Here is a 19,659-nt window from a genome sequence, read left to right on the forward strand (position 1 = left end):
GTTTCATGTTCAGCCATATCATGCTCGGCAGCAACGACATTGCCCTTTCCAAGACATTCTATGATGCAACAATGGGCGTTCTCGGCTGTGAGCCGGCCGAACCCAATGCCAAGGGCATCCTGACCTATGCCCATTCTGCTGGCTGTCTGTTCATCACGAAGCCCCTGAACGGCAAGTCCGCAACGCCTGCCAATGGTGGGACGATCGGTTTTGCCATGAGCAGCCCCGAGCAGGTCGATGCCTGGCATAAAGCCGGCGTAGAGAACGGTGGCGAGGCAATCGAAAACCCGCCAGGTATCCGTCACACCCCGATAGGCGACCTTTATCTTGCCTATCTGCGCGATCCGGACGGCAACAAGCTGTGCGCCCTGTACAAGGCTTCCTGAAACGGGGCCTGAGCAACTAACCCCGGCGACAAGGTTGTCTGCCAGGCTGCCCTGCGGCATGAAGGGGCCACTTCATTCCCTTCTCCCTGCCGCAGGTTTTCAAGATGTCCGAACATACTCCCATTGGTCTCGAAAATAGCGCAGCGCCCGTCACGGCGCTGACCCATTCGGGCAATTTCCACGTCGACGAGACCATGGGCTATGTCATCCTGCATTACGCCCTCGCCCCGCAGGGTGATCTGCGCGCGCGCGTTCTCGAAGAAAAATCTACCGACCGCCTGACCTTCATCCGCACCCGCAATCCGGATGTCATCAAGTCGGCCGATATCGTCTTCGACGTCGGCGGCCTCTATGACCCCCCGCATGGCCGCTACGACCATCACATGAAGGACAAGCCCCTGCGCGAGGACGGCACGCCTTATAGCGCCGCCGGTCTGCTATGGAAGGATTACGGTCGTGCCGCCATCCGCAACATCCTCAAGACCCCGGTTGATGACGCAACAGTGGATCTGATCTGGCAGAGCCTCGATAAGTCTCTGATCCTGCCAATCGATCAGGATGACAATGGCGTGGTCAAGATGGGCAAGCTCTCTCTGGCGGATATCGTCTCCGCCTGTAGCCCGCCCTGGGATACGGCCGAACTCTACGGACGCCAGGAAGCCCGCGCCCGAGAATCCCTCGGCTTCGCCACCGCCGCCACCGCCGTTGCATCACATCTGACGAATGTCGTGGACCGCGTCCGCGCCAGCTTCAAGGCAACCGACCGCGTTCTGGCGGCTTATGAAAATGCCGAAGACAAGCGCATCCTCGTCATGGGAACCGGCATGCCGACCGAAAAGGTTATTTTTGAGCATGACCTGCCCGTCGTTTACGTCGTCTCTCCCGCTGGTCCGGAGCAGTGGAACGTCAAGGCTGTTCCGCCCGTGCGCGGGGATTTCGGGCAGCGCGTCTCCCTTCCCGAAGCCTGGGGCGGACTGGAGCGAGAAAAATTGGCCGCAGTCTCCGGCGTTTCCGATGCCGTGTTTGCCCATCCTGCCCGCTTCATCTGCGGTGCAGGCAGCCGCGACGGCGCAGTCCGTATGGCACAGCTGGCTCTGCAGATCGCCGGGGTCTGAAACAAAAAGAGGGACACGATAGCAATATCGCGTCCCTTTCCCGGTCAGGACTGGAGCAATCAGGCTCCAGTCAAAGAGTTCCGCCTATCAGGCCAGAACGTAGAAGATTGCCGCCGCAACACAGACCGTCACCGGCAGTGTCAACAACCACGCCATCACGATCTTCGTCAGCATCTTCTTGTTGATGCCGGAGCCAGCCGCCACCATCGTTCCAGCAACGCCCGACGTGATGATATGCGTCGTAGAAACTGGCAAACCGGTATAGCCGGCCGTCATGATCAACCCCGCGCCAACAACCTCGGACGCAGCGCCTTGCGCCGGCGTCAGATGGGTCGTGCCGATGCCCTCGCCCAGCGTCCGGACAATCCGCTTGTAGCCAACCATAGTCCCGATCCCAAGACACAGAGCGCTCAGCAAACGCACCCAGCCCGGCGCATATTCCACAGTCGGACGCAACTCGGATGCGAGATGGGATGCAAGCTTCCTGTCCGCGTCAGAAGCTGCCGGGTTGGCCGCAACCGAGCGCAGACCGGACAGAACCTGATAGACGTCACCACGTAGTTCGGATGGAGCCTCTGCAGGGCCTTCCGTCTGCGAAAGACGGCTGATCGAAGCAACAGCATCCCCCTTGAAGGAATAACGATCATACTGCGTGACCAGCGGAAGGGCCTGATGGGCGTCCGCACGTATCTGCTCAATGCTGACCGGAGAAGCCGGATTGAGAGCAAAAGCGGCGGGCATGATGCCGATGATGGTCAGCATGATCAGACCGATGCTCTTCTGACCGTCATTACTGCCATGCGAGAAGCTGACCAGCGTGCAAGTCAAGACCAGCACCGCCCGCACAATCGGGTTCGGCGTCTGCTCGGGCGTGGGTGCCCTGTACATTTCCGGCATCTTCACGAGCGATTTGATGAGGAAATAAAGCAAAAGCGCGCCGACAAACCCCAGTAACGGTGAAACGGCGAGCGCGCGCAGCACCTTCCAGATCTGGCTCCAGTCCACACTGTGGCCGAGTTCACGGGCATGGACAAAGGAATCACCGATCGCAATGCCGACCAACGATCCGATGACACAGTGCGATGATGAGTTCGGAATCCCGAACCACCAGGTCATCAGGTTCCATGCCAGGGCAGTTCCGAACAGCGCGACCAGCATCGGAACGGCCGGGTTTCCGCTTGGCGGCGAGAGAACATCGGGCGGCAGAAGCTCCACCAGCGCGTAGGCGACGGAAATACCGCCCAAAATCACACCCAGAAGGTTCATTAGTCCCGACCAGACGACAGCAACGGTCGGCTTGAGTGAATTGGTATAGATGACAGTTGCGACAGCATTGGCCGTGTCATGAAAACCATTGGCAAATTCAAAGACGCAGACCAAAACAAAGCAGAGGCACAGCGCGAAAAGCGACGTCGCCGAGGATGGGTCAAAATGAAGCATGAAGTTCTGATTCCGTTATTCAGAACCCCAATTTAGTCCATTTCAGATATTTTTAATTATGATGTTTTTATTTTTCATAAAACATTCACACCAGTGACTTCAGAACCAAAAGTATACAAACATACCGAACCCTGTCTGCACCCCCGTATACATCATCTACTGCACGAGCGCTTTCAGAAGTGCCTTGAGAGCCTTCTGGGCCGCTTTCGATCCCCATTCCTTCAGCAGTTCCCGCGAACGCGACCGTCGCGAAAGGGCTTCCGGCGTTTCCCGGATCGGCGGCATGGCACTAACGTGCTCTTTCAGGGACGCTGGAAGCGCGGGAAACGGATCAACCCCCACGAGCTCGGTCAGAAGCGCCACACTCGTAATCCTGCAGGTCGGACGGCGTGTGTTCAGACACACATAAGCCCCCATCCCGTTAGCCGCCGGATCATAGATCGCTTTCCAGGTCACGGCAGGCACCGGAATACGCCCCGCCCCGATCGTCCGGGTCTGATCCGGATCATAACCAGGCCCGGTCACGACAAAGATTTCCCCTTCCTGCCGAGCCCATCCCCGGACAGCGCTCTCTACCCCTTCCCAAGGCCCCCGGTTCAGTTCCGCAGTCTGCGGAACGATATTCGACAGCAGGAAGGACTGCTGCTGTGCCTGAACACCGGGTTCGTCCCCGCTGGGTGTCATGTGCCCACGGTCGTAACCCGAAGCCCTGTAATCCTCGAGAGCCGACCGCATCCTCACAGGGAGACGCTGATCAGGATAAAAGTCTCCCTGTCGCAGTGTGCGATCCGCGATTTCCAGATTTTCTTCCGTCAAATCCTCGGCCGACCACAGCGGCCCTTTCGTGCCTGCTGAAGCAAGCACCGCATAATCCGTATTACACAACTGAACTGTCCCGCTCCGGAGCGTTTCATTCAGCTCCTGGGGGGCAACGCCATCAGCAAACATATCCGGACAGGACGCAGCCTGTGCCGGAAGCACGACAAAAAGAGCACAAATCGGAAGATACGACAGAAAATTCAATAATACCTCGCCACCCGGTTCCGCAATATCATCCGGGACTATTCCGGTGTTAGTGGATCAGGGAACCCCACACAACCAACTGATTTTCCAATTTCTTTCCTTCAACAGGCATCACCTGTTTCGGCGCGCTGCTCCTTGCAGACGGTTAAAACTCCGCATTCTCCATTGGCGTTACAGGGGAAAGTCGGGATATGCCTGATACGGCAGAGCAGCAGAGCCCGCATGACAGAAAAGCGGAGACAGACCATCCTCAAGATGAAAACCCTGATCGGTGTCATACTTCCGGCACTCCTTGCCACGAGCGTTCCAGCCCGGTCTGCTACACTCCATCCTCTCGTACCGATTGCTCAGGCAGAAATGGGAAGCAACACCCACGCCGCCCTGTCCGCACAGGGTGTCGTTGCCACCCTGGACGTCCGTCGGACCTCGCGCTGCAACGTGCCCGTCGTCTGGGCCGATGCCGATACCAGCCCGGCCTCTCCGTGCAGCATGGCCTTCCTGACACTCAGTCAGCCCGGCAACACACACTCCCACCCCGCCTCATTCCCCCTGACGCCTTACGGCACCGAGGATGACGGCATGGCGCAGCTGAAGATGTCTCTACGGCATCTGGACGCGTCATCACCTTTCCCGCAGGTCATGGTCTCCGCCTATACCGGCGGTGCCCATTGCTGCTCGCTCACATCCATATTCGATCTGAGCCCTGATGGAAGCTCCGGCAGAAGTTGGCAGCATCTCGAACTTGGAGCAATGGATGGCGACGGAGAACCCGACGTCGTGGATGTTGCCGGAAACGGGCAACAGGAAATCCTGACCTCCGATCAGTCCTTCCTCTATGCCTTCGCATCGCATGCCGGGTCCGAAGCCCCTGTCGTCATCGCACGCTACCACGATGGCGTCCTTAAAAACGTCACGCGCGATCCGGCCTATCGAGACTATCTTGCGAAGGATCTGGCGGACAGACGGCGCAACTGGATCAAGTCCGGACGTTTCGAGCCCAATGGTTTCCTCGCCTATGAAGTCGCAACCATGGCCAATATGGACCGGTTCGAGAAAGGCTGGCGCGACATGCTAGCCCATGCACAGTCCACGAAAGAATCCGGCTTCGGCCTGTCGGCATGCGATCTCAAACCGACCTCTAAAAAGCAGAACGGCCATGCCTGTTCCGTCAAGGAAAAGGAACTGCTCCCCTTCCCGCAGGCCCTGTCCCTATTCCTCGTCCGCGCTGGATACGTCACGCCAGAACAGATAGCCTCCGTGACGGACAGTCATGAGCCTGCTTCGATGCTCCAGTCTGCCCCCCCCACGGCCACGCCACACGAGACCCCGAACCCACCCTCATCCGCCGCAGCCCAAGCACCCGAAAGAGACCAGACCCTCTCCGCTTCGGCTGTTCCCGCAAAATCCAAGGGCCTGTTCGTGGTTCTCGGCGTTCCGGGACTGGCGCTCTATCTTGTTCCGGTCCTGATCGCCTACCGCCGCAATACGATCCGCCAGCACTGGATCGCGATAATAACCGTGCTTCTGGGCTGGACCATTATCGGGTGGATTGCGGCGCTGGTCATGGCGCTCAACGAACCCATCCGGACACGGTAAGGTTCATCAGTCCCGAGCAGGAGGCTGTGGCATCCGCGCCTCGCGCAATGTCATACCGCAGAGCCGGTTCCAAGGCGCGCTCTTGGCTATTCCGACCCGCTGAGACAGATAGATCCCGGTATGCCCCGAACAGGCATAGGCCACGAAACATCCAGTCGCGAAATAGACAATATCCCCAGCCCCGAAGAGTTCTACCCCCATTAGCGTACAGGCCAGAGGCGTGTTCGCTGCCCCCGCAAAGACCGATACGAACCCGACAGCCGCCAGCAGATCCACCGGAACATGCAGTAGAAACGCGAGAATGTTTCCCGACGCGGCCCCGATAAAGAACAGCGGCGTAACTTCACCACCCTTGAACCCGGTCGCCAGAACCGTGACAGTAAAAACCAGCTTCCAGAACCAGGACCATGGATAGATCGTCGACCCGAAAAAACTAACGATCGATGCCCCACCTGTCTCCGCAGGCAGCACGCCCAACCCCAGATAATCCCGGTTTCCCACAATCATCACCAGAAGAATGGTCAGAATACCGCCAATCGCCGGACGCAGCCACGGCGTCTTGCAGAGCTTTTTCATAAAAGCAGCCAGACGATGCACACTCTCGGCAAATACCCGGCTCAGTAGTCCGAACGCCACTGCGGCAATGGCAACCCGAACGACAAGCATAATGTCCACATGCGAGACGGAGCCATCAGAATTCAGCGTCCCCTGAAACACCAGCGGATAGGAGGCATGATGGATGCCCCAGGCGCGACAGGCCCAGTCCGCAATAATCGATGATATCGCTGTAGGGAGAAGAAAACGGTAGTCCAGCCGCCCGAGTGCCAGGACTTCAAGAGCGAACACGGCTCCCGCGATGGGTGTCCCGAAAACGGCTCCAAACCCCGCCGCAATGCCGCATATCAACAAAGCACAGGTTTCCGGAGGCCGCAGTCTGAATAATCTGGCCGTGGCGCTCGCCAGACTTCCGCCGACCTGTATCGCCGTCCCTTCCCGTCCCACAGACGCGCCAAACAGATGACTCACCACCGTGGCGATCAGCACGAACGGCGCCATCCGCAGTTGAACGCCCGCACCCGGCTCATGGATTTCATCCACGATCAGGTTCGCCCCGGCCTCAACATCCCGGCCTAACCAAAAGTAACACAGCCCGACCACCACGCCCGCCAACGGAAGGCCGAACAACATAGCCGGATGCTCGATCCGCAGCGACGTGGCGCGTTCCAAAAGCCATAGGAACAGGGCACAGGCACTGCCGATACAGACCGACAGCGCAACAAGCACCGCGCTCAGGCGAACAAGGCTGAATATGCCGGGAAAACGGGGCTGATTCTGAAGTTTACTCATAACGGACGCAGCTCTCCTGTCTTGCCCGAAAGGGACGAGGGACAGGAATCATCAGCTTCCGGATGAAGCGGTTCGACCAGGAACGGTCAGGCAGAATCCATTGCCTTCTGCCTCAGAAAAAGCCGTGAAAGCCCCAACCTGTCAAGAGATGACAAGGTTTTTAGGGAGAGACACTTTTCCGCATGACGACGCTATGCCACCGTCTCTGTAACAAAAAACGAACGGCCCATTCCGTTTCCCATCATTCAACCGTTTCAAGGAACTGCATTTCATGCGCCGTCTTCTGGTCCTCACAACGTTGCTTGCAGGCCTGCCCCTCGCACTCCCGGCCCATGCTGAAGGCACGTTTTCCTTCGCCACAACACCGGGTCAGCTTCCCAAAACCGTCGTGCCGACGGACTACATCATCGACCTGACAACCGACATGGATCATCTGACGCTTCAGGGCGACGAGATCATCCGGATTGAAGTGCAGAGCCCGACTGCGGATATCACGCTCAATCAGGCCGGCCTCAAACTGGCCAGTGCCCTTCTGGACAACTCACAGAAGGCCGAGATCCGTCAGGATGATGCCGCCGAAACCGTCACTCTGCACTTCCCGGCTCCGGTTCCGGCCGGCGTCCACACGCTGGCCATCAAGTATTCCGGCCCCATCCTGAAAACGCCAAACGGCATCTATGTTGACGACTACACCGACCCGGCAGGCAAGCCAAAGCGGATGCTCGTCACGCAGTTCGAAGTCGCCGACGCACGCCGGATGTTCCCGGGCTGGGACGAACCTGCCTTCAAGGCGACCTATCAGCTCAACGTCACGTTGCCGTTCGACTATGCCGCCGTGAGCAACATGCCGATCATCGGCACGACGCAACAGGACGAAAAGACCAAGCGCGTCTCCTTCAGCCCCACCCCACGCATGTCGAGCTACCTGCTCGCACTGGTGGCAGGTGATATGGCATCTGTCGACGGCAAGGCGGACGGAACCCCCCTGCGCGTTTTTGCCCCTACCGGTCTTGAACAGCAGGGCACTTACGCACTTGGGGCCGCCGAAAAAATCCTGCCCTATTACAACGACTATTTCGGAATTAAGTATCCACTGCCGAAAATGGACATGCTCGCCATCCCCGGAAACTATCAGGCCGGCGCGATGGAGAACTGGGGGGCGCTGACTTATATCGACAACGTCCTGCTGTTTGATCCGAAGAACAGCACACCCCGCACCCGCGAACTGATCTATGAAGTTGTCGCACATGAAATGGCACATCAGTGGTCGGGTGATCTGGTGACCATGGGCTGGTGGGACAATATCTGGCTGAACGAAGGCTTTGCCTCCTGGATGGAAATCAAGGCGACCGACAAGATGAACCCGGAGTGGGACATCTGGCCGCGTCAGCACGAGACCCGCGAAGCCACGATGGCAACGGACGCCCTGTCCACGACCCATCCGATCCAGCAGGTCATCCACAATGTGAGCGAAGCCAATTCCGCATTTGACGGCATCAGCTACGGTAAGGGCGAACTGGTCATCCGTATGATGGAAGGCTGGCTTGGCGAAGACCATTTCCGTGATGGTATGCGCGCCTACATGAAAGCCCATGCTTTCGGCAATGCGACCAGTCAGGATCTGTGGAACGCGCTCTCCACCACGTCCGGACAGGATGTCGGCAAGGTCGCCCGCAGCTTCACCGAACAGCCCGGTATTCCACAGGTCAATGTCGCCGCCGTCTGCAAGAACGGCCAGACGACCTACACCCTGACGCAGAGCCGCTTTACGATCCATGACCCGAATGCAAAGGCTCTGACCTGGAACATTCCGGTTGTCGCCGGCGGCCCCGGTCTTACGACCAAGAAGCTGGTACTTGGTGCAGAACCCGCTACCTTCACCCTGCCCCGCTGCAATGCGCCCCTCAAGCTCGATCTGGGCGAAAGCGGATATTACCGCGTGCATTATGACGATGTGGCCTTCGCCCCGATCGCCGCATCGATCTCAAAATTTACTCCCGTGGATCGTGCCAACATTCTTGGTGACCAGTTCGCGCAATTCCGGGCCGGGCATGGCGCGCTATCCTCATATTTTGACCTCGTAGACCGCCTGACCGCCGCTCATGAGACCGACATTGCCACGCTTGAGGAAATCATCAGCAAGCTGGAAACACTCGATTTCTATGAAATCGGCAGCCCGGATCGCCCTGCGTTCCAGGCCTATGCCCGCAGCCGCCTTGCCCCGGTCCTGAAGCGTCTGGGCTGGGACCAGAAACCGCATGAGAGCGTTCTGGACACGATGCTGCGCCCATCCGTTATCTCGGCACTCGGCACCTTCAATGATCCGGCCGTACTGGCCGAAGCCAAACGCCGTTTTGCAATCTGGCTGAAGAACCCGGCCTCCCTGCGTCCCGATCTGGTCGGTACGGTCTCGGCCCTTGCGATGAAACATGCCGATGCCGCGACCTGGGAGATTATGGCCAAGAAAGTTCGCGATACGCAGGCGACCGAACTCAAGCTCCGCCTCTTCCAGGCCATCGCCAATGCTTCCGACCCGGACCTGATCCGTCGCAATGTGGAACTAGCCTATAGCGGCGCCATTCCGAACGGCCGTATTTCCATGGCACTGTCGTCCATCGCCTCTGCCAGCGAAAATCTGGATCTTGTCTGGAAACTCGTACGTCAGCATGAGGCCGAGATCCGCACACATCTTGCGCCCTGGTCACAGGACGGGTTCCTGCCCGCCATTGCCGCCCATTCCAATAACCCGGACATTCTGGCCGAACTTCAAAAAGACCCGTCTTCCACAAAGACAACCGGTGCGAAAATCGCCACGGCCCATGCGGTCAATGCCGTTTCAGCCCGCAAAGAAGCCGTTCAGGCGGCCCAGAGCCAGATCCACGACTGGCTCGCCACTCGCACCCACTAACACTCCAACGAGGCGGAAAAGATCCGCCTCGTCCCTGTCCGGAGCGGTAAAACTGCTATAGACGTGGCTCTCCTGTTTTACCCGCCACCGGACCATCCTAACCCATGCTTCAGATCGAAAACCTTGTCTTCAACGCCTGGGGACGACAGTTCTTCAATCGTGCAAGCGCCAACCTGCCCAACCCGTCCAAGGTGTCTCTGGTCGGTCGGAACGGCGTCGGGAAGTCCACGCTTTTCAAACTGATCAAGGGCGAGCTTCAGCCGGATTCCGGTGAGATCGTCATCCCCCGCGCCGCCCGTGTGGCAACCGTGGATCAGGAACACCCCGCCACTCCCATCAGCCTGATCGACACAATCCTCGCAGCCGATACCGAACGCGCTGCCCTCATGGCCGAGCTGGAGACCGCCGATCCGGAGCGAATGGGCGATATCTGGATGCGCCTGATCGAAATCGACGCCGACAGCGCCCCCTCCCGCGCCGCAGAAATTCTTAATGGTCTGGGCTTCTCCACGGCCGACCTCGATCGCCCGATGGCTGAGTTCTCCGGCGGCTGGCGCATGCGTGTGGCCCTTGCGGCCGCACTGTTTGCAGAGCCTGACCTGCTACTGCTCGATGAGCCGACGAACTATCTCGATCTCGAAGGCGCCCTGTGGCTGGAAGCGCGCCTCGCCCGCTATCCCCATTCCGCGCTCATCATCAGCCATGACCGCGAACTGCTAAATAATTCCGTCGATTTCACACTGCACGTCACGGAAGGGAAGCTGGAACTTTATACAGGCGGCTATGACGATTTCGAGCGTCAGCGCGCCGAGAAGATTCGCCTGCAAAGCGCCACACGCGCCAAGCAGGAAGCCGAGCGCGCCCATCTGCAGTCTTTCGTGGACCGCTTCAAAGCCTCGGCCGCCAAAGCCGCCCAGGCCCAGAGCCGCGTCAAGCGCCTTGCAAAATTGACACCGATCGAGACCACGATCGAGGCTTCGGTCTCGCCATTCCTGCTCCCCTCACCGGCCCGCCCCCTCGCCCCGCCCCTGATCCGGCTGGAAAACGTCGAGGTCGGCTATGGCGATGATCCGGCCATCCTGCGTGATCTGAACCTCAGGCTCGACGTGGATGACCGTATCGGTCTGCTCGGCGTTAACGGCGCCGGTAAGTCCACCTTCGCGAAAATGATCGCAGGTGCCCTTGAAGTCCGCTCCGGCGAAGTCTCGCGCTCTCCCCGCATTGAGGTTGGCTGGTTCCACCAGCACCAGATCGAGGCGCTCGATCCCGAGCAGACCCCACTCGACATCATGCGCGAAGCCCGTCCGACAGACAGCGATCAGTCACATCGCTCCCGTCTGGCACAGTTTGGCATCCATTTCGAAAAACAGGGCACCAAGGTCGAGGCCCTATCCGGTGGCGAGCGCGCGCGTCTGCTCCTGAATATGGTCGCCATGGCTGCCCCGCATCTGCTGATACTCGACGAACCAACCAACCATCTGGACATCGACAGCCGCCGCGCCCTGCTGGACGCCCTGAACAGTTACGAAGGCGCGGTCATTCTCATCACTCATGACCGTTCGCTGATGGAACTGGTCGCAGACCGTCTCTGGCTCGCCGCAGACAACCAGATCGTTCCCTTCGACGGCGATATGGACGATTACGCCCGCTTCGTGATCGACCGTGCAAAGGGCGGAACATCCGCCCCATCCCAGAGCGCGGCAAAGGAGAAGCGTTCCAAGGGTAAGAAAAAGAAGGCCAAATAAGAAAATACGAAAATCATTATTGAGGAGGGCCGCCCTTGAATTACCCCTCCTCGATATCCTGACTCCAATATAAAAATTGTTAAATATCCACGACAGAATAGCAAATACACCCCCACGAAACGTGGTAAGATTTTATTCTAATCCATAAATAATGTGTAATTTTCGTTATTTTTGAGATATGTCAATTTCCAAACTTCCGTGAACGCGTAAGTCTCTCCTGACGGGGAATGCCCATCGGCATGGCGGTCAGGTAACTGATGGAATTCCTTGGACGGATTTTAGGAAGGGAAAAGTGTGTCTCCTCTCGGTGGCCTGAAAATCACGGGAAATGACTTGCCCAAACGGTACAGACTTCTCCTGGGCGCTGTCTTCTTCATTGGCTCCCCCCTTCCTGCCTTTGCCCAGAGCGCCGACGACCAGGAACTGGCCGCGATCAAAGCAGAGATGCGCATGCTCGAAGGTCGCCTTCAGGCCATCGAGCAACGTCGTCATGCAGGATCGGCCTCCCATGCAGCCCGCCCGAACGCCCCGAAAATGTCCGTCGCACGTAGGGTGCCAATAAAGAGCGAGATCCCCAAAATCGAAACCGCCCGCGCGACAACATCGCCGTCTTCTCCGGCCAGCAGCTTTCCCCGCCCCGGCACCGGGATCATGCCGGTTTCAACATCAGGCTTCGCCCCGGACAGCGTCACGACAGGCGCTGCAACGTTCCCTTCAACCCCAAACGTTACGCCAACCCACCAGACACCGCCACCGCTGTTCCAGTGGCTAGGCAATCAGCACAATGAAGCACACCGGACATCCATCGACCTGACATCGTCCAGCCCGCTCGCCATTACGCAGACGGAAGTGGATCATCTTCCACCGGTCTTCCAGATTGGCAATCTGACGGTCAGGCTGGGCGGGTTCATCGATTTCTCCAATATCTGGAGAAGTTCAAACATGACCAGTGGCCCTGCGACGGCATGGAACAATTTCCCGTATGCCAACAGTCCTAATCACGGACTGAGCGAGGAACGCTTTTCGGCACAGCTTTCGCGTTTCTCCACCCTTCTGGAAGCTAACCCAACCAAGTCCGTGCGTCTTCAAGCTTATATTGAAAGCGATTTCGGCGGCTCTGGCGGGACGACCAACAGTGTGCAGGTCAACGGTTATACCCCCCGGCTGCGACAGGGATATTTCACGTTCACACAGAAAGACTGGGGGCTGCACGTCCTCATGGGCCAAGCCTGGAGCCTGACAACGAATTATGCCAAGGGTGTCATTCCCCGTCAGGAACAGCTCCCGGCAGTGACGGATAACAACCAGATCCCGGGCATTACCTTTACCCGTGTCCCACAGATCCGGATCGCCAAGGACTGGGACAAGAAATACTGGATCGCGCTATCGATCGAGGACCCACAGGCGACGGTCGGTTTCTCCGATACACTCAGCTCCGGAGGAACCCTCCCGGCCAGTTATGGGCGTCTGGCCGGGCCGCGGGTCTATTACGCCAATAGCGGCGGCGTTCTGCTGAACCCGAACACGCAGTACACATACAATCCAGCTCCCGACATCGTCCTCAAGACGGCGGTTGATACGTCATTCGGGCATTACGAGGTCTTCGGCCTTGCCCGCTGGTTCCGTGGACTGGTTCAGCCAGCTGGCGAGAACCATACTCACAAAAGCACGCAGTTCGGCGGTGGTGTGGGGGCAGGCATGACCGTTCCGCTTGGAACGGACAAGCTTCAGCTGACCGGAAACGTACTCGCTGGTCAGGGTATCGGGCGTTACGGACCCAGCCTCATTCCCGATACGACCTTCGACAGCAACGGTAATCTCACTCCGATCCCGGAAATCATGGGGGCGCTCGGGCTGGTTGGACATCCAGCACGCTCCGTACTGCTTTATACCTATGGCGGTGTGGAGAGCGCGGGACGTCGCACCTATCTGGGTGCCGATGGCATCCAGCATGGCTATGGCGCGACAGACCTGAACCTGTCCGGCTGTGAATACGAATTCGGAACGTGCTCCGCCCAGACGAGAACGCTGGCTTCCCTGACGACGGGCGGCTGGTGGCACTTTATGGACGGGCATTACGGCAGTGTCATGGGTGGGCTTCAGTACACCTATATCCGGAAGTTTGCCTTCAAGGGTAATGACGGCGCGGACCATGCCGTCGACCCTACGACTTACGGACACACGGTGTATGTGACCTTCCGTTACTACCCCTTCCAGCAATAACACCTGGTGAAATATTCACATTACCTGACAAGCATTTCCAATCGTAAACAGAATTTTTTCAATAATTCCGCGCCCTCACAATCATGGTTTCCGGTCTGACAGGCCAACTATGACACTCTGGAGAATTTTATGTCTGGCACAACAACTCAGGCGCCGCCCAAGCCTCTGAATCCGTCCCCGACGCAACCGCAGAAACTTCAGCCGCTCTATGTGCTGTCGTGGTTTCTATGCGCGCTGTTTTATTTCTATCAGTATGCCATTCGTTCCGCCCCCGGCATCATGCAGGATGAGCTGACACGAGCCTGGGGCAACAGTCATCTCGGTCTGATGATTGCGTCCTATTACATCGTCTACGCGCTAATGGCCCTTGCCGTGGGCGTGCTACTGGACCGCTATGGCGCCCATGCCATCATGCCAATGTTCATTGCCATCACGGGCGTGGGTTGCCTGATCTTCGGCCAGGGTAGCCTCGTTGCCGGTATTGGTGGTTACATCATTCAGGGTATCGGCGCTATTTGCGCGTTCGTCGGCGCGTCCTACGTTGCCGCGCGTTATCTTCCGGCTCGGACTCTGGCGCTTTTTGTTGGTCTGACGCAATGCATGGGCATGGCCGGGGCTGCCTTTGGCTCCAAGCCAACGCGCATCCTGATCGATCCGCATGGGTCGTTCCATATTCCCTGGCAGTCCGTCTGGTTGGGATTTGGTGTCATCGGACTCCTGCTAGCCGTGGCAATCTTTTTTGTCATGCCGCGCGATACGGGTGACAGTGCCCAGCACCATGGCGATTTTTCGATGGCCAACCTGCTGCGTCCTTTCAAGATCATCTTCTCCAATCCGCAGAGCTGGATTGCCGGCCTTGCTGGCGGCCTGCTCTTCGTACCGACCACGATCGGCGCTCTGGGCTGGGGTGCACTGATGCTGAGCAAGGGCGAGCACACCACGATGGGCTTTGCGGCCACGGATGTCTCGATGGTTCCCATCGGCTGGGTAATCGGCTGCCCGCTTCTGGGCTGGATTTCCGACAAGATCGGCCGTCGCAAGCCCGTCCTGATCGGCGGTGCTCTGGTTCTGCTGGCAGCGTCGCTCTGCGCACTTTACGTACCGGTCGGCGTTATGCCGCATTACTCCGTGGCGCTGATCATGGGTATTGCGTCCGGTGCGGCCATGATCCCATTCTCCTCAATGAAGGAAGTCAATCCGCCCGAGGTCAAGGGAACGGCTGCCGGCGTCATGAACTTCCTCGTGTTCGGAACGACAGGCATCATGTCGCCGCTCGTTTCCACCCTGATGGGCAAGGATGCGCCGGAGACGATGGAACAGTTCCATACCGCCTTCCTGCCACTGGTCATCGGTATCGGAATAGCCATCTTGCTTGGCTTCCTACTCAAGGAAACCGGATGGAAAGTCCGCAAGACGTCCTGATTTTTCCGGACAGTGTAAAAAAACGGCTCACTCTCGTGGGCCGTTTTTTTTAAGCGCGTTATTTCGCGGCAGTCTTCTCAAACGCCCCGGCAATCGTCAGCTTCACGTCGTCACCGACATAGGGGACATATTTCTTTACGCCAAAATCACTGCGATGGATTGTCGCTTCAGCCTGAAAACCGACTGTATATGCCTTGTCCATCGGGTTAATGCCGGCACCTACGAAATGGACATGCAGGACCTCCGGATGGGTGACACCATGAAGCGTCAGGTTGCCAGTCACCAGGGCCTCATCCTTGCTCGTGCGGCGGACCTGCGTAGAGACGAAGGTCGCATCCGGATATTTCGCAACATCGAACCATTCACTGTTCTTAAGTTCGCCTGTCAGAACTGCGCTGGTGGTTGAAATGCTGGAAACCGGGATGGTCACGTTCAGGTGCGAGGCGTCCGGATGGGTCGTATCAAGCTGAAGCGCGCCGGTGACGCCGGAGAACTGGCCGGAATAATAGGTGAAGCCGAAATGCAGCACGGAGAAACCGATCTGCGTATGGCTGGTCTCGACAGTATAGGCGCCGGACTGCACATCCGCAGGGTTGGCGGCATAAGCTGTAGAAGACAGGATTGCGAGAGCGAACGCAGCACCTGCGCTTTTGAAAAAACGTGCTTTCATGATGTCATGATCTTTCTTGATGAAGTGAGTTGAGGACATCAGCCGAACCGAAAACCGGACAGGGCCTTCCCCATGACGATATCGCTATAATCGCGATAACCTGCATCGGTTCCCGCGGCTCCCGCAGCGAACATCAACGGCAGGAGATGTTCCGGCTGAGGGTGACACTCCCGCGCAAACGGGGCCTGCTCCCAATCCAGCAGGCTCTGTGTGCGACGAGCGGGCGGAGCCTCGACCGCCTGCTGAAGCCAGGTGTCGAACGCGACGGATCTGGCGTCGGATACGGCGCCGGAGCGCATAAGATAGCGCATGTTGTGATAAGTCATGCCCGTGCCCACGATCAGGATGTTTTCGTCCCGCAAAGGCGCCAGCATCTCTCCGAGCTTCAGAACACCTGCAGCATCCAGTGCCCCTGGCAAAGAAATCTCCACAACCGGAATATCCGCATCGGGAAATGCGAGCATGAAGGGAATGAAGACACCGTGATCCAGTCCCCGTGTGGCATTTTCCGTACAGGCCATGCCGTTGTTACGCACGAGATCACGGATTTTCCCCGCGATGCTCGGGGCTCCGGGTACGGGATATTCAAGCTGATAGGTGTGAGGCGGAAAGCCGGAATAATCATAGATCAGCGACGGATGGGCTGCTGATCCGACGACCATATCCGACGTCTCCCAATGGCCGGACATAACCACAATGGCATCCGGACGACGCGGCAGGGACGGCCCTACAGAACGGAGATAGGCTGCCATGTGATCCCATGTCGTCCCCCACTCCATAAAGAAGCACGGGCCACCTCCATGAGGCAGGAAAAGAGCGGGCTGCCGCATAGTATTCTGATCTTTCAGACTCATCGTAAGTACCTCCGTTCCTTGCGACGGGGCTGATCTTGCCACCCTCACCCAAAAAGAATAATTCCCTGATTCAGGATAGGATCTGATACCAGGAGTGTGAGGTAAATGCTTGATCGCTTCACAGGCATGCAGGTTTTTGCAAAGGTCGTAGCTCAGGGCAGCTTTTCAGGAGCCGCGCGCTCGCTGGGTCTGTCACAGACGATGATCACGAAACATATTGCCGCTCTGGAAAGCCGGTTGGGGATCTCACTGTTTCATCGCAGCACGCGCAGGCTGTCTCTGACGGAGCCGGGGCGCCTCTTTTTCATTCGCAGTCAGAAAATCCTGACGGATCTGGAAGAGATGGAACAGGAAGTCTCGGCAGAAAACCAAGAGCCACGCGGGCTCCTGCGCCTGAATGCACCGGTCTCCTTCGCTATCCGCCATGTAGGGCCTATCCTGCCAGAATTCAGCCGCCGCTATCCCCTCGTCACGGTCGAACTGGGGCTCGATGACCGGAGGATTGATCCAATTACCGAAGGATGGGATCTGACGCTGCGTATAGGGCGGATGCCATCAAGCGCGCTGCGGTCGCGTCGGCTGGCCCAGGTCAATTTCGTAGTCTGCGCGGCACCATCTTATCTGGAAGAGTGTGGCACACCGCAAACTGTCGCCGAACTTCAGAACCACCGTTGTCTGGGCTATACGCTGGGCGATGAAATCAGCAGTGCACGCTGGAGTTTTGGTACGAAGGGGGAGCGCACGGTTCCGGTGAGGGGTCCCATGCATGCCAATAACGGTGATATCCTGCGCGAAGCTGCCTTAGCCGGACAAGGCATCATTTACCAGCCGACATTCATCGTTTCGGATGATCTGAAATCAGGTCGGCTGGTTCCGCTGCCGCTTGATGTCCCCGTCATGACGGGGCCGGAACTCCACGCCGTCTATGCTCCAACGCCTCATGTCCCGCTCAAAATCCGGGCGATGATCGATTTCCTGGTTAAACACTATAGCCCGGTTCCGCCCTGGACGATCTAACGAAACCAGAAAAAGCGTCCCTTACTGAACCGTTGCCGGAGCAGTTTTCTCGCGGATGGCGGCGAATTCTGAACCGACCTTCCATTGTGGCCAGTCATGGGAAAAGGCCACATCATGCCCGACTTTCCACACAGCCCAAACGTCCTGCGCGGCACCACGCACATCCCAGTCAGGGCTCCAGGCGTCACAGGCCTGATGGTAACAAGCCATATAGGCCGTCAGCCATTTGCCGCCTGCTTCCGTCCCGCCTTTCAGAAGATCGAACTTGCCGGCCATATCCATGACAGCAAGAACCGGCACGCCAGCGCGAGCGAAAGGCAAATGATCCGCGCGGTAGAATGCGCCACGCTCGGGCATCGCTTCCGGCTGGGCCGTGCGCCCCTGAAGGGCGACTGCGGCCGCGAACTGCTCCTGAAGCGTATCCTGGCCCGCCCCGATGATAAACGCGTTATGCGCAGGCCCCGCCATCTGGAGCACATCCATCGTCAGATTGGCAGCCGTTTTGTCCAGAGGTGCCAGCGGATGGGCGACGTACCAACCGGATCCCAGCAGACCGCGCTCCTCGCCTGTCCAGGCGGCGAAACGGATAGTCCTATGGGGCTGCGGTCCAGCCTTGAAGGCACGGGCGATTTCGAACAGCGCTGCAATTCCCGAGCCGTCGTCAATCGCACCACGTCGAATGACAGTGTTCCCCTGCGCATCCGTGCTTTTGCCGTAAGCATCCCAGTGGGCACCGAACATGACGGTCTCATCCGGATATTTCGCGCCTGTGATCTTGGCGAGTACGTTCTGGCTCTGCAGCCGATCGACCGTAACCGGCAGATCGGCTGAGAACGTCGTGCGCTTCAGCGTGACAGGATGAAAGTTCTCGGAACGAGCCTTTATCCGCAGAGCATCAAGATCCAGCCCGGCCTGGCGGAAGAGCGCAGCCGCAGCCTTGCCTTCAAGCCACCCCTGAACAGGGACAGGACGGCTTTCGGTGGCAGTATGTTCCACATCATACGCCTCACCGCCTGGTGCCACGACCGTGCTCCAGGGATAGGACGCGGCGGCCGTGTCGTGCACGATCAGGGCAGCGACGGCGCCACGGCGAGCGGCTTCCTCGTATTTGTAGGTCCAACGGCCGTAATACGTCATGGTCTTGCCGCCGAAGCGACCGGCGACGGGTTCACCGGGATCCGCATCGAAATCGGGATCGTTGACGAGGAAAACCGCGACCTTGCCCTTCAGATCAACGCCCTTGAAATCATCCCAGTGACGCTCTGGCGCATGCACACCATAGCCCACGAAAACCATTGGAGCATTTTTGACCTGCAGCCGATCTTCCGGCAGCAGCGTCGAGAGATAGATGTCCTGTAGCTGGATCAGGGGAAGTGCCCTACCGCCGCTCCGGACACTGATGGAACCGTTCGCAGCGGTTCTGGTGCGGATCATGGGGACAGTCTGCGTCCATCCGCCGTTTTCACCAGCCGGCTCAAGCCCCAAAGCCTTGTACTGCTCAATCAGCCAGGGAACCGTGACCTTCTCCCCTGCTGTTCCGGGAGCACGGCCTTCGAAACGATCGGACGCCAGGATCTTCATCGTCTCCGACATGCGCGACGGGCTGATCTCGGCTGTCGGATCGGCATGACCGGTGACCGGAGCAAGAAGAACCGCTGTCAAGGCAGTGGCAAGAAAGAGGCTACGTCGGGGAAATGTCTTCTGTATCATGGCAAGAGCATATCTTCAGTTACGGTTCTGGGAAGAAAAAATCGTACCAGCGTCTTGCAGTTCTGCCGGGTCCACACGATCACGGCGAATATAGACGCCTTTTCAATCGAATCGCGCTGATAATCCTGTGCGAATATTTTCAGAACGCAGGGCGGAAGATCTTGCGAAAGCTCCCGCTCATGGCCGCTGCAGGGGTGACCTGG

At 58.2% G+C, this 19,659-nt stretch carries 15 protein-coding genes and 1 riboswitch; of the genes, 8 read left to right on the forward strand and 7 right to left on the reverse strand.

The genetic code is table 11. The features are described from left to right. The first annotated feature begins 5 nt into the window (after positions 1–5). Together GSP01_RS10270 and GSP01_RS10275 are read left to right on the forward strand one after the other, a co-directional pair. Complete coding sequence (locus tag GSP01_RS10270; RefSeq protein WP_141353261.1) at positions 6–386, forward strand: VOC family protein; 381 nt, start codon at positions 6–8, stop codon at positions 384–386. Between the two features lie 104 nt (positions 387–490). Further along, a complete protein-coding gene (locus tag GSP01_RS10275; protein WP_141353263.1) occupies positions 491–1,501 on the forward strand; it encodes an MYG1 family protein in 1,011 nt (336 codons plus the stop codon). An 87-nt stretch (positions 1,502–1,588) separates the two neighbouring features. On the opposite strand, the gene GSP01_RS10280 is transcribed toward GSP01_RS10275, so the two are convergent. Beyond that, positions 1,589–2,941 carry an inorganic phosphate transporter gene (locus tag GSP01_RS10280; RefSeq protein ID WP_141353264.1) on the reverse strand — a complete coding sequence of 451 codons (1,353 nt, stop codon included), beginning with the start codon at positions 2,939–2,941 and terminating at the stop codon, positions 1,589–1,591. Positions 2,942–3,097: 156 nt separating this feature from the next. Then, positions 3,098–3,922: a DNA/RNA non-specific endonuclease gene (locus tag GSP01_RS10285; protein ID WP_255320895.1), complete on the reverse strand. Its 825-nt coding sequence runs from the start codon at positions 3,920–3,922 to the stop codon at positions 3,098–3,100. A gap of 264 nt (positions 3,923–4,186) precedes the next feature. Between GSP01_RS10285 and GSP01_RS10290 the strand changes: the two genes are divergently transcribed. Further along, positions 4,187–5,560 carry a superinfection immunity protein gene (locus GSP01_RS10290; protein ID WP_141353268.1) on the forward strand — a complete coding sequence of 458 codons (1,374 nt, stop codon included), beginning with the start codon at positions 4,187–4,189 and terminating at the stop codon, positions 5,558–5,560. 6 nt (positions 5,561–5,566) lie between these two features. On the opposite strand, the gene GSP01_RS10295 is transcribed toward GSP01_RS10290, so the two are convergent. Then, positions 5,567–6,907, reverse strand: a complete 1,341-nt coding sequence (locus tag GSP01_RS10295; protein WP_141353270.1) for a voltage-gated chloride channel family protein — start codon at positions 6,905–6,907, stop codon at positions 5,567–5,569. Between the two features lie 35 nt (positions 6,908–6,942). Further along, positions 6,943–7,021: riboswitch (Fluoride riboswitch) on the reverse strand. A gap of 157 nt (positions 7,022–7,178) precedes the next feature. Between GSP01_RS10295 and GSP01_RS10300 the strand changes: the two genes are divergently transcribed. The 4 genes from GSP01_RS10300 (at position 7,179) to GSP01_RS10315 (ending at position 15,205) form a co-directional block, all read left to right on the forward strand. Continuing rightward, positions 7,179–9,815 (forward strand): M1 family metallopeptidase, encoded by a 2,637-nt coding sequence (locus tag GSP01_RS10300; protein ID WP_141353272.1) that lies wholly within the window; start codon positions 7,179–7,181, stop codon positions 9,813–9,815. A gap of 104 nt (positions 9,816–9,919) precedes the next feature. Continuing rightward, positions 9,920–11,560, forward strand: coding sequence for an ABC-F family ATP-binding cassette domain-containing protein (locus tag GSP01_RS10305; protein ID WP_141353274.1), 1,641 nt, complete (start codon positions 9,920–9,922; stop codon positions 11,558–11,560). A gap of 333 nt (positions 11,561–11,893) precedes the next feature. Then, positions 11,894–13,783, forward strand: a complete 1,890-nt coding sequence (locus GSP01_RS10310; protein ID WP_228123917.1) for a hypothetical protein — start codon at positions 11,894–11,896, stop codon at positions 13,781–13,783. A 129-nt stretch (positions 13,784–13,912) separates the two neighbouring features. Further along, the gene (locus GSP01_RS10315; RefSeq protein WP_141353278.1) at positions 13,913–15,205 is read left to right on the forward strand and encodes an MFS transporter; all 1,293 of its coding nucleotides are present in this window, start codon (positions 13,913–13,915) and stop codon (positions 15,203–15,205) included. A gap of 58 nt (positions 15,206–15,263) precedes the next feature. On the opposite strand, the gene GSP01_RS10320 is transcribed toward GSP01_RS10315, so the two are convergent. Together GSP01_RS10320 and GSP01_RS10325 are read right to left on the reverse strand one after the other, a co-directional pair. Further along, entirely contained in the window at positions 15,264–15,875 is a 612-nt protein-coding gene (locus tag GSP01_RS10320; RefSeq protein WP_141353279.1) for a YceI family protein, read from the reverse strand. A 38-nt stretch (positions 15,876–15,913) separates the two neighbouring features. Then, positions 15,914–16,729 (reverse strand): DODA-type extradiol aromatic ring-opening family dioxygenase, encoded by an 816-nt coding sequence (locus tag GSP01_RS10325; protein ID WP_141353281.1) that lies wholly within the window; start codon positions 16,727–16,729, stop codon positions 15,914–15,916. Between the two features lie 105 nt (positions 16,730–16,834). Between GSP01_RS10325 and GSP01_RS10330 the strand changes: the two genes are divergently transcribed. Continuing rightward, the gene (locus tag GSP01_RS10330) at positions 16,835–17,746 is read left to right on the forward strand and encodes a LysR family transcriptional regulator (protein ID WP_141353283.1); all 912 of its coding nucleotides are present in this window, start codon (positions 16,835–16,837) and stop codon (positions 17,744–17,746) included. 21 nt (positions 17,747–17,767) lie between these two features. Here GSP01_RS10330 and GSP01_RS10335 read toward each other — a convergent pair whose 3' ends face one another. Beyond that, on the reverse strand, positions 17,768–19,456 hold the full coding sequence (locus GSP01_RS10335; RefSeq protein WP_141353285.1) for a M28 family metallopeptidase: 1,689 nt from the start codon (positions 19,454–19,456) through the stop codon (positions 17,768–17,770). Further along, the coding region (locus GSP01_RS14920; protein ID WP_218023659.1) for a hypothetical protein at positions 19,453–19,659 on the reverse strand (207 nt) is incomplete at its 5' end. The genes GSP01_RS10335 and GSP01_RS14920, both read right to left, overlap by 4 nt.

Source organism: Gluconobacter sphaericus NBRC 12467 (assembly GCF_006539125.1).
GTDB classification, from domain to species: domain Bacteria; phylum Pseudomonadota; class Alphaproteobacteria; order Acetobacterales; family Acetobacteraceae; genus Gluconobacter; species Gluconobacter sphaericus.